Here is a 12,096-nt window from a genome sequence, read left to right on the forward strand (position 1 = left end):
CTAAATGTCTAATCTAAATGACTTTTCCAATTGTTATTTTGCCTGTAAACCAATATTTGTGATCTACTCATGACTCACTGAGTTTCTTTGAATGTAAGGCAAATATGAATATGGACATTATAAGTATTGTAACGATGGGGACATATGCCCTCATACCCCTTCCTTAGAATACGTTAATGTTAGACATTAGAAAAAATAGGTCAGTCTAGCGACGGTTTTTTGTTAGGGTTCTGGCCCCAAAATTACTTGGGGCAAAAATGAGTTTGAAACTGCTAACCCAGCAGCTCTTTCAGATAGCTATTCCGCTTGTGAGAGTGACTAGGTGCCTCGGTAATCTGCTTCATATCATCGCTACTACCAACGATATGGATTTCACTTTCCGCTCTCGTGATTGCCGTATAGAGCCAAGATCTATCTATTATTCGTCCTTTTTGCAGGGCAATGATGATGCGCGGAAACTGTGACCCTTGAGCTTTATGTAGGGTGATTGCGTAACCCAACTCCATGCAGTCGAGAACGGATTGTGTTATTTCGACCTTTTCACCTGTATCTAGCGTCACTTCACCGTAACTATCACCAGAAGGTTTGGCGTTTGTTAGCATACCAAGTGAGCCGTTCTGAATGCCTTTGTCGTAATGATTCTGCGTGAATAACACCGCATCATTGAGGCTAAGTGGCAGAAAGAACTTGTCACCATTGATTTCGAACTCAAGGCTGGCGCTATCTGGGTTAACGGCTTGCTGGGTGAGCTTATTGATTTCTGATACGAGAGCCTTGGTTGGAGCCATGACGCGACTGTTTTCAGGACACTGTTGGTAAAGCTCACAACAGACTTTGGCAATGTCTGTTTTACTGGTTTCGTGAAAGTGTATTGCTCCCGTACTTAATCGATCAGGCACCACACCTTGATTGATGAGCTTTGAGTATTCGGGGATACCCGTTGAACCTTCCTGTCTCTTGACGATATCTAACTTCGTATTAGCTACCGTTTTTGCTTCAACGATGTCTGCCAACACCTTGCCGCAGCCGATTGGTGGAAGTTGGTCGGGGTCGCCAGTGAATATCAATCGTACAGAGGGGTGAATGTGATTAACAAGGCGATACATGGTCGGCAAGTCAACCATGCTTGCCTCATCAATCACCAGTAGGTGATTTGGTTTCTCGACACTGGGTTCAATAGGGTCTTCACGCAGCAGTTTAGCAATGGTTGAGGTGACAAAACCGATGGACTCATGAAGCCTCATTGCAGCGCGACCACTGAGCGCCACGGCGTGTATTTCAAATCCGAGTTGATGGTAAGCCCTGAGAGTCGTTCTGAGTACCGTTGTCTTGCCTGTTCCTGCACCGCCCGTAATGCAGCTTACCGAATTATCCAGACACGTTGTGACGGCTTCGATTTGTTTTAGGGTTAATTCGTAGGGAAGCTCCGCAGCCGCAGAGCAATACGCAGCATTGGCGTTTTCATCAAACAAGTCATTTCGCTTAATCAGTGTATTTAGCCGCTTGGCAACGACACTTTCCATCAGAAGTTGCGCAGTTGGATGGTAGGCTCCTGTGTCGGGATTTAAAATGTACTGGGCTTTATCATGACCTGATTGGAACGCCTGAGTGACCAGTGTTTTGTCTTTCAGTAGCTTGCTGAGGTAATGGCGCACATTGGCATGAGTGGTGTAGGTGTGACCTTTTTCAATCTCTTTTCGTATCGCCATTTCCAGAGCAGCGCTGAGCCTTCTTGGATCATCCTTCGCAATATCGGTCTTAAAATCCGTTAGCTTGATAATATCTTCAATGGCACTGAACGAAAGACCAAAGCCTATCAAAGCATAAGGATTATCCTTAATTACCTCTATGGAGGCTTCACCGTGATGCTTGATCAGCCGTTGCTGCACACTGGCGGGGATGTTGTGCTCACTCATCCAGTTGCAATGTGCCAGATTTTTATATTTGGCGTACCCTTTAAAGAGCGCTTCCACTGAATCTTCACTCAGAATCGATGTCAGACGCTTTCTGTACTCTGGGGGGGCATTTCTCAGTGTGGCATGGAAGTCTTTACCTAAGAGCTGCCAGAGCGCTCTGGCTTTGCTTTCGCCAATACCCTTAAAATCGCTTTCTCTGGCAATAAATCGTATCAGTTGTTCACCTGTTTCGGGCAAAGTGCATTTAACATGCTTGGGAGATTCATAGGTGTGCTGCTGCATCACATAATCACCTATCTCCATATTTTCTATCTGGCGAGTGCCTTTGACTGACCAATGTTGACCCAACGTGGGAAGCACAGGGATGCTATCGGGGTCGGCTTTGATGGTGACGTAATACTTGCCACTGTTAGTTTTGTAAGAGTCTTTCGCCAGCGGTACACCGCTGAATATCACCATCTTGGTCGAGTGATAAGGGATACTGGTCACGCGCATCTGGTCTTCATGCAAAGAGGTATTCATCGTGGCATTAACCCCATTTCGGATAAAGTTTCAGACAGTTCGCCAAAGCGCTCAAGTTGCTTTTCAAGCTCTTTAACCTTAGCTTTCAATTCAGTGTTCTCAGCTTCTAATGACGATACGCGCTTTGAATCGAGAAGCTTTCTATTAGCGGTATTATCGTAGAGCTTGGGCTTATCTGCATTCTTCTTAGCAACATCGGTCAACGGTGGCAGGACACCTTTACCGCGCAGTTCATCTTCTAATGCTTTGAGAGCTTTTTTGAGGGCAGGGTTTTGGTTTAACGCCGATTTTCCACAACCAATCCCTTTCGCCACTTCGATTCGATTTAGCTGACCTCTGAACACGATTTGTTTAAAGTCATCGTCCGTCTGTGTGGCTTTCCAGACCTCAAATGCCTCAAGGTTTTGTTGCGCTTTTTGCTGCCCACTTGCCATCAGTCATCTACCTCACCCAATAGTTTGCGAAGCCCTGTGACAAAGCCTCTTGGGAATACTTCGCTGTTGTATTCCATGTCTTTTACCTGACCTGCCTGAGTATATTGCCAGTCGTTCTTTTCCATGCATTCGTCAGAAATGGCATACGCTAAGGCTTTTTTCTCTGATTCGGTGAGTACACCTGATAGGGATGGCAGCACTTCCACGCTTGGTTCTGCGGTGGTGTCAAACTGGCGCACAGGGCGTTTGTCGATGGTAATATTGGCGTGTTGCTTAAGTAAATTAACCTCTTTGCGGTAGCGGTTACGCTCGGCAATGATTTGACCAAACAAGGCGCGTACCGCAGGGTCTGGGATGCGCTCTAACAGCTTATTATCCGCAGGGATAGATTTAGACCGTGAGGTGTTGGATAGCGGTTTTTTTGTATTAGTATTGTACTTTGCCGCCCATGCTTCAATGAGTGTTCGGTAGTGCTTGTTACGGGTAGCACGCAAAGCCTCATACGCCAATCCACCATTTTCAGCAGAAACTCGACCAATTTGCGTGATGGAGAAGTCACGCTGACCTGATTCCGCATAGGCTTTTAGCGTGTCGTTGAGCTTATCGAGGTTTTGCTGAGTGCGAGGTACTTTGCCTTCTTTTAAGTCAGCCAGAATGACATCAATATCGAGTTCCATTAGCCCTCCAATAAGTTCGGTAGTGCGATACCATCTAGGTGAATGGTTTTATCAGTCAGTACATGAATACCCTGAGAGAACAGCTTGTTATCGGTCAGATATTCTTCCGCTTCGATGTAGTTAGCCACCTTGCGGTAGCCTTCGAGTTTGTCGTCAGGGTCAGCGATTTTCGCCATTTGGCGCAGCATGGCATTGGCAGCGATGAGCTGTTGTTTGTCGTCCATTTCCATGAAAATCGGCTCAAAGCCTTTTTTCATCAGCACACGGCTAAGTTGTCGAGAGCGCTTTTCTATCACAGGCGTTTTACGCAGTTCGTCCTGCAAATCAGGGTAGAATTCTGCATCGTCACAAAGCAGCGATAGGTGCAGCAACTCAGAGTCGGTTTCAATAAACTTCAAGGCATGACTGACATCTTGCTCAGAGCCAACCGCAATCAGTTTATCTTTGGTGTCGTCCTCATTTCTGGTTTCTTCAACACGAATGATTTTATTGATAAGCTCAAAACACGCTATCCAGTCTTTGGCGTATTCATCGGCTTCGACTTGCTGTTTTTCATAGCGGCGCTGAAGGGCTTGCAGTTCATCGTGTTTGATAAATGGCTTGCCTTGCTCTTCACAGAAGAATTGTTCATCTTTCAGCGCTTCAAGCTCACCCTCAATTTCCACGGATAGGTTCGCAGCCTGATGTGCTTTGTAACTCAATTGATTGAAGTGCGCATTAAGCGCAGGTAGGTATCGAGCCTCGGTAATAAACCAGCGACAGCGAATACAGTTTTCAGAGCCATGTGGCACGCTACCATAAATGCGATTTGCAGCGGCTTTTGCATCTTTAATCAACGCACCACCGTTCCAACAGCCGCCAAGAGTGCTGACTTCATCCGACTTCACGGTGTTGCCACCGACCAAACACAAGCCACACGAGCGTTCTTCCCAACCGATTGGATTGCGGTTAGCTAATGCCGCCTGAATGCTATCATCGCTGTGATACACCATCTTGCATTGGATTTGCTCCATCGAGGCATCTTTGAGGAAATTACGCACTGACTGTTTGGACTTGGCATCCAATGCGTCATGCGCCTCACTCATTTTTTCGGCCATAACAGACGGAGTAATTTTGTTGTAGTAGATGGTCATTAACAGGCGTGTATGCCCTGCTAGCAGCTTTGAAATAACGGGCAATGGCAGTTGGGTGTCCATCGTATAAGCTGTGATGAGTGAAACACGTAAGCTGTGTAGAGGAAAGAGTGTAGCAACCATCGCTCTTTTAACAGTATCTTCTGGGTAGTCTACAACCAGTTTCAATCGTTCACCGTTATCGAGCACACTCCCACGTTCTGCGAGTTGGTTTTCTAGCGCCAATAAGAGTTGATACCAGAAAGGCGCTATATTTGCGCCACCTGCAATTGGTTTGGATTTATCTTCGCCTTTTGCTGATGCATCGCGAAACAGAAACGCAATTTCCCCCATGCTTTCTAGTTGCTTGTCCGATTTCGCATCATGAGTGTGCTTTTTCAGCAGGGTGGTGCAATCGGTGGGCTTTGCAATGGGGTTGTATTTTTCTTGCCAGTTACGCAGTTTTTCCAGCCAGTACAACACTTCCTCGTTTTGCCAAGGGATGATGTAGCCCCGCTCAAGTTCATCTTTGTTTTCGTCGGCAGTCTTGTTGGTGTTGATATACAAGCCTGTGGAATACAGTCCTGTCATGGTGTCGTGAATGCGGCGGAAGATGCCTTTACCGAACGGACGTTTTTCACTACCAAGGGCAAAATCATGCTTGGTATTAAGCACCCATTGACCTTGCTCGTAACGCCATGTATCCGCTTCACCACTGTCCAACATACGCACCTGATAGGTACGCAGTGGCAAATGAAGCTTCATGAGAATCACCATCGCTTTGACGGGCGACCAGATTTGGTGAAGGGTGATTTTATTGCCTTTGCGAGTCACCTCGTTGGTACGCCACACGCAGTCAGGGTCGGTTTTATCAATCAGTTCAGGCTCGATTTCAAACCAGTCGCCATCACCACGCCCCATATTGCTTTGCCCTGTCTGCTGCTGCGCCCATGTCCAGTGCTTGAAGTGACGGTAGTGAAAAGCAGGCAGCAAGGCTTCACCGTCCTTAAGATTTTGCTCAATGACGGCCAGTTCAGTTTTATCTGGCAACGGACAAAGGATTTGGCGCAAGTCCTGAATGTAGCGATACGGCAAGGGGTTACGCACGGTTTCGGTAGCGGAGTTTTGTCTTTTGATTTTGCTGAGCGGATTTTGAACCAGCGGTACTAGATTGCCGTTATCATCTTCTTCCGAGAACACTTTTTCAATAACAAAATCGATGAAGTCACATGAATAATTCACACCTTTCTGGATTCTACCAGCGTCATTTTGTGTTTTCTTTAACACGGTTTCCAACTCTTCACTAGAGCATTGATGGCCGCAGTAGCCCTTAAAAAGCAGCTCTATATTGCCGATGGCATAGGGCGTATATTCAGCAAGATAGATTTCAAAAAAACGCATCAAAGCATCTCTTTTATGACCCAAAGCATTTGTTTGTAACTCCATCCATTCGGCCGCCAATTCCTGCCATTGCTGCCACTCAGCACCGAGCGTCGTGAGCATCCAAGAGAAGGTTAAATCGGATGTGCGTCCATCATATCTTTTGCCTTGTTTCGCCATTAATTACCTCCCAATTTGGGATGTTTGCCAGTGAAATAGCCCTGAGGGTCGATGCCATCAAAACCATGCTCGACAAGTGCTTTCCAATCCAGTGATTTGACTTTGGATTCAGGGTCTGCCAGTTGCAGTGTGGCTTGGGTGAGTTCGTCAGAGATTTCCTGCTGACTCTCTCCAATATAAGGAAGTTGTGAGTCAAGGCTTTTGTGGTGAAGACATCGTTTTCGAATTAATGGGTCAACTTTTGCTCGCTTGAGGCGTCTGCCGTAATTATGTCGATGCCCATGTGGATCTTGACCTTCTGCCTTGTTTGGCTCTAAACCAATGCGTTTCAGACCGTTGGCGTAGTTATCATGGAAAGCATTAATGGTGTAAGGGTTGCCTAACGCGCTGTGGTGAAACGAAATAAACGCATAAGGGTGGTGACAGTCGATGCTGGCGCGGTACTTTTGATAGTTTTTCCAAAGTGACATAAACACTTTGCCATAGTCGGTGGGAAACCATTGAACCTGTATGTAGTTATCTTTATGGTCAACCACACGACATTTCCAACCGAGATGTGCGGTGCCTTTCATGCGTTGTCGAGGGATACGCGCATACTTTTCTTTTAAGTACGTTTCTCTATTCTGATTTTTAGAGCGAACTTCAGGGTCACTTGGAGCTTTGCCATCGACTTCATTATAAATTCGAACGATAGCACTATCTGGCTCATAGGGATCTTCAAACACATCTGTGACCCAAAGCGTTAAAGCTTCACTTTCGCGTAACCCGCCACCGTGCATGAGCAGGAGTATTAATTTGTCCCTGAGTACCACTCGTGGGTCACTTGCACCACCAATGCCGTTCATATAAAAATCGTCCCAATGCTTTTCAGGAAAGGCGATGGCGTCATCTTCGGTTTTGGTGAGTGGTGTGCGCCCCTTAATGGTTCGCGCCTTACGGATGGTTTTATTGACGGTCTTATCTTCGATATGACCGAGAAAGTCATTCTGGTTTTTACGATACCATGCAGCGTAATTCAATCGCTGCTCATGAGGTGTGGCATCACGCAAGGGGTTCATTGACACAGAGTCTTGCTTGTTTGCCAACCAATCGGTGAATGCAGTCAATCGATGAATTTGCTTATTCACGTTACTGGTTGAACTTGGCACCCAATATAAACCAGAGGGGTCAATCCCATCCTCACCAATGGTTCCTGTATATAAACGCTTAGAGAAGGTCTGGAAGAGTAACTTCGGATCGCCAAACAATCCTCTATTTGCTTCCATATAATCCAACAACAAAGATACCGCTTGAAGAAAGCCATTTATCACTGAATTGCTCACTCCATCAGCTTCTAATTTGAGTAGGTAATCCGTCACCGCACTCAACTCGCCTTGCTCAGTTAGCAAGATAGGCAGTTGGCTTTTGATGCCTGTACTGTCCTCTACAATCGTCGCTCTAACTTTTACTGATGACAAACTAACCTTCCGTGTACATGTTAAACATATAATACACTATAGTCCTATGCTGTGTATCGGGCAGGAAAAAGGCAGATTTCTCTGCCTTAATACACATTATACATAGTTTAAGGTACTATATATATCAGTTGGGCGTTTATGAACTATGACTACTTCACTTGAGGTTTGATGTATTCACCGAGCTCAGAGTGATGCATGATTTTTGATACAGGTATAATGGCTTCAGCAGGTCCCCAAGCAAATACGTTGACTGGCGTGTGAGTATGAGTCCCTGTTCCCCACACAATGTTTTGACTCGTAGCTTGTTCCCTTGCTAGGACATTTCCACGGTCGTTGTACGGAAAAAAGGCATCAAAGTCATTGATTGCCGGTATATTTTCAGCAGATAAGTATGAGTGGCCAGCTAGGCGGTATGGATTGGGTTTATTGGCCAAAACTTTTTTGGCTTGACCCAAGGTAATCGGAAATTCAGTATTTTGATTTACTATCTCAGCAAATCTGGCTGCTGTTTGATGATTTACATCAAGCTTCTCAAATTCACTAATTATGCTATTGTAGCTTTTTTTCTGTTTGTAGAGTCTATCAAGAAGTTCAAAAGAGCCAAAGTTGTAGTTAGGGGCATAGTTTCTACCCGCAAATGCTTTGCCAGTGCGCTGTTGGGGTTGGGGTAGGTTTTGAGAAGAATAGCTAAAGCCGAAAGATCCAGTTTCATGATCGGCTGTGACAATAATGACAGTGTCTTTTCGATTTTTAGCCCATTGATAAACTTCATCCACCGCTTCGTCAAATTTGAGCATTTCATGTAACATGGTACCAGCATCATTACTGTGGCCAGCGAAATCGATCTGTCCACCTTCAACCATTAAGAAGAATCCATCTTTATCTTTTGATAACAGTTCAATAGCTTTGGCTGTCATTTCTTTCAAGCTTGGCTGAGTGCGCAGTGGGTCTTGTTTACTGTTGCTATAGGCAATCCCATCGTTCATATTGGAGTACGAAAATAGGCCAAGGATTTTTCCCTTTGAAATGTCACTCATGGTGTTGCGATTAAACGTTAATTGATACCCTGCCTCTTGCGCTTCTAGCAGTAAGTTACGTTCGTCTTTGCGCTTTGATTTAAGATATATATATCCTTGAGTCAGGGCTTTTAATTGACGATATGTTTGTTCTTTTTTGTTGACTGACTTTGGTATCCAGTGCCTAAGCCCTCCTGACAGCATTACATCGGCACCAGTTGCTAACATATCAATAGCAATGTCATTTTCTAGGGAGCGATGTGCTTGATGAGCGGCAAAAGATGCCGGAGTTGCGTGAGTTAACCGAGTATCAGATACCAACCCAGTCGCTTTACCAAGGCTTTTAGCTTTCTCTAAAACGGTTTGTACATGGTTTCCTTGAGGGTCAACGCCAATGACTTCAGAACCTGTGTATATTCCGGTAGAAATCATAGTGGCTGAACAAGCTGAGTCGACAACAATCGCATCTTTAGGGTGAGTTAGTGAAGAGCCTATCACACCTTCCTGAGCCAGTTTAAATATCGCAGTTGGTTGGCCTTTGTATATGGAGTGGGGCGCTTGATTTGCATAGGTTTCCAGTAAACCAACTTGTTGTGGCCCCATACCGTCGCCGATCATTAAAATAACGTTTTTTATTTGTGTTGCGAGTACGTTGAATGAGAGTGTTGAAGTGACCAGTGCTGTACAAAAAGGTTTTATGAGATGCTTCATTCCAATGTCCTTGTTAATTAAAGCGTCTAGATTAAGTCACTTTACCGTTAACATAGTTATAGGCAATTGATTGAGTATTTAAGATTATTTGTCGCTTGCTATTTGTGCGAACCTTCACTTTAAAAGGTACTGACAAACTATTTTTTTATCATGAAGTGTGAAGTTTTGAATTGATAGGCTGGTATAAAAAAACACAACCTTACTCTGGCTGCGCAAACATCAGAGTGTTTTGGATTAAGAGGCGAATTTAGTGGTTTATACTAAGGCTAATAATATCCCACCAACGGTTGCCGCTGCGGAAAGATATTGCCCCGCCGAGTATGCACCGTCTTCTTCTTTTTCGATTTCATCGGGCTTATCGATACCCAAAGCACCGTGTGTAAACGACTCCACTTTATCTCCAACAGTTTTGTCAGCATTTTCAGCAGCTTTGGATTCTTTGTCTAGTTCTTGTAATGCTGCTAGCAGTGCTTTTCCTTCTTCTGAAAGTGTCACTTTATTCTGCTCTACCTTAAGCGGTGCTGAGCTTTGACTCAACTCGCTTTGATTCGCTTGAGGCTTGACCTGCTGGGTAGGGGTCAGCTTGGCTGGCTCCATTCCTACTGGTGTCATAGCGATCTCCTTACATCATCCTCAGGGACTATATCGGCCGTTCAAAGGAAAACTTGTGTAAAAAACACAGTATTTGTATGAAATGCATACAAGCACAAAGTATGCCGATAATATTAATAGATGATAAAGAATAGCTAAAAGAGTTAAGAGAGGGGAAGTGTAGGCTGATTTCGATATTTATGAATCAGCTCTACACTGGAAGGAAAAGCTAAGATTATAGGCAAACTAAGTCACCATTTCTTTTACTTAACTGCTTAGACTCCTTTAGCCAATTTTCCTCTTTTATATATCGATAAGGGAAGGGCAGCACTTCAAGCTGATAATCTTTACTGTTTGAGATAACCTCGTTATTGGGTGTAATAACCACAACTTTCAAGTTAGGGTTACGTGCCAAAATGGATGCTTTCATTCCTAGCCCTTGTTCGATATGAAACTTCCCGCCAATATGAAGAACTTGTGCTTTGGGGTTTAAATGCAAATAGTCTGTGATGCTTTCAGCCATGGTTTCATCCCAAGTGATTTGCGCAGCGTAATATCGTTCTGCTGTTTCGCTAACACCATGGTGCATTGAAGACATAAATTTATCTTTATATGGACTTGGCTGTGTATTGACATGAGTAGCGACCATAGAACGTTGCTCTGAGTTGAGCTTGTCTAGGTATGATATACCTTGCTTGCCTATACAACGAACAATATTTTTTGGGGCATTAGCGGCAATAATATCGAGCTGACGAGCTTTAGCGAGTTCAACGACAGAGCGGTAATCACTTTCATAATTGGGCCAAGCATTTGCTTCCTTAATTAGAGTCTGTTCACCTATTTCACCGTTTAGATATTGATCAATAACGGGCTGAGAATCACGAGAGAACTGCTCCATGGATAAGGCAATTGTTCGTCCTTGACCAGATAGAGTGTTGAACAAATCGGTTTGAAAATGATGGATACCAGTATGGGAATGTAGCTCTCCTACGAGAATGACATCGGCCTTAAGGATGTCTTGAGGAAGTTTCTGCAAAGAAATAGGGGCCGCGTTAGGGGAAAAAAGTTGGTAATCGTAGAAAGTTTCTGCTTGCTTTGACGGTGAAGTTGAACAGGCTGTTAGACTCATATAGGCCAAAGCTAAGCTAATGGATTTATACATATGTTTTTCCGAGAGAAGGCGATGATCGCAATTTATCTATACTACCAATAGCATCTAGCATTTACGATAGATTCGAATGATAAAGTCGGCCTCACACTCAAATGACGTTTCTGAAGCTAATGCTTTGCGGAGTGTCGAGCCAGCTTTCCATGCGAAGGGTGTCATTTGCAAAAGTGTGTCAGCGTCGCCATTTTCTAGCGTCATAGAATAATTTAGTGTCACTTGTTGCTCTAGCTCGAAGCCATCTATCTCTTCGGGGCTCTCATCGTGCAGATTAACGGTTTCATACAGCTTTTCTCTCAGTTGGTACAAGTGCCGCGCACCGGGAGTTACGGTAATCGCAACACCGCCAGATCGAATTACACGCTTTAGTTCGCTTGGGCTGCACGGTGCATAGATTCTGAGTACTGCGTCGAGGCAGTTATCTTCAAATGGTAAGCGAGCACTTGATGCTACACTGAATTGGCAATTTGGATAGCGTTTTGAAGCATAACGAATAGCAACTTTTGAGATATCAAGACCATAAGTAACGGCGTTAGGGTGCTGATTCTTTAGCTGGCATGAGACTTCATTGGTGTAATAGCCTTCACCACAACCTATATCGAGTAGCTTGTGCTGAGAGTTTTTTAGATACTGGGTGCATATTTGTGCAACTTTTCCCTGCATCGGCTGATAATAGCCTTTTTCTAAAAAATCGCGACGTGCCTGCATCATCTCTTTATTGTCACCGGGATCTTTTGACCGTTTATGTTGAACCGGCATTAGGTTGACGTAGCCTTCTTTGGCAATATCAAATGAGTGATTATTTTCACAACGATAAGAGCGTTGGTTTAGAGTTAGGCTTTGTTCGCAAAGAGGGCAAGAATAAGACATAAAGCTTTCACATTTGAGTAATTGTGATGGATTCTAACAGGAAGACACGGCTCAGACCATGACAA

At 44.5% G+C, this 12,096-nt stretch carries 9 protein-coding genes; all 9 read right to left on the reverse strand.

The window, feature by feature from the left end:
• Window positions 1–272: 272 nt before the first annotated feature.
• Window positions 273–2,438 (reverse strand): AAA family ATPase, encoded by a 2,166-nt coding sequence (locus AAFM34_RS13720; protein WP_341663731.1) that lies wholly within the window; start codon window positions 2,436–2,438, stop codon window positions 273–275.
• The gene (locus tag AAFM34_RS13725; RefSeq protein WP_341663733.1) at window positions 2,435–2,872 is read right to left on the reverse strand and encodes a VPA1267 family protein; all 438 of its coding nucleotides are present in this window, start codon (window positions 2,870–2,872) and stop codon (window positions 2,435–2,437) included. Before AAFM34_RS13725 ends, AAFM34_RS13720 begins: the two co-directional genes overlap by 4 nt.
• Window positions 2,872–3,549, reverse strand: coding sequence for a gamma-mobile-trio protein GmtX (gmtX, locus tag AAFM34_RS13730; protein ID WP_031501900.1), 678 nt, complete (start codon window positions 3,547–3,549; stop codon window positions 2,872–2,874). The genes AAFM34_RS13725 and gmtX overlap by 1 nt, the downstream gene beginning before the upstream one ends.
• Complete coding sequence (locus AAFM34_RS13735) at window positions 3,549–6,221, reverse strand: integrase family protein (protein WP_341663735.1); 2,673 nt, start codon at window positions 6,219–6,221, stop codon at window positions 3,549–3,551. Before AAFM34_RS13735 ends, gmtX begins: the two co-directional genes overlap by 1 nt.
• On the reverse strand, window positions 6,221–7,678 hold the full coding sequence (gene gmtY / locus AAFM34_RS13740) for a gamma-mobile-trio recombinase GmtY (protein WP_341663737.1): 1,458 nt from the start codon (window positions 7,676–7,678) through the stop codon (window positions 6,221–6,223). The genes AAFM34_RS13735 and gmtY overlap by 1 nt, the downstream gene beginning before the upstream one ends.
• A 149-nt stretch (window positions 7,679–7,827) precedes the next feature.
• Entirely contained in the window at window positions 7,828–9,405 is a 1,578-nt protein-coding gene (locus AAFM34_RS13745; protein WP_341663739.1) for an alkaline phosphatase, read from the reverse strand.
• Window positions 9,406–9,660: 255 nt separating this feature from the next.
• Entirely contained in the window at window positions 9,661–10,017 is a 357-nt protein-coding gene (locus AAFM34_RS13750; RefSeq protein WP_341663741.1) for a hypothetical protein, read from the reverse strand.
• Between the two features lie 214 nt (window positions 10,018–10,231).
• Complete coding sequence (locus tag AAFM34_RS13755) at window positions 10,232–11,158, reverse strand: ChaN family lipoprotein (protein ID WP_341663743.1); 927 nt, start codon at window positions 11,156–11,158, stop codon at window positions 10,232–10,234.
• A gap of 54 nt (window positions 11,159–11,212) precedes the next feature.
• The gene (gene rlmA / locus AAFM34_RS13760) at window positions 11,213–12,031 is read right to left on the reverse strand and encodes a 23S rRNA (guanine(745)-N(1))-methyltransferase (protein ID WP_341663745.1); all 819 of its coding nucleotides are present in this window, start codon (window positions 12,029–12,031) and stop codon (window positions 11,213–11,215) included.
• Window positions 12,032–12,096 lie beyond the last annotated feature (65 nt).

The organism is Vibrio sp. (assembly GCF_038138445.1).
Lineage (GTDB): Bacteria > Pseudomonadota > Gammaproteobacteria > Enterobacterales > Vibrionaceae > Vibrio.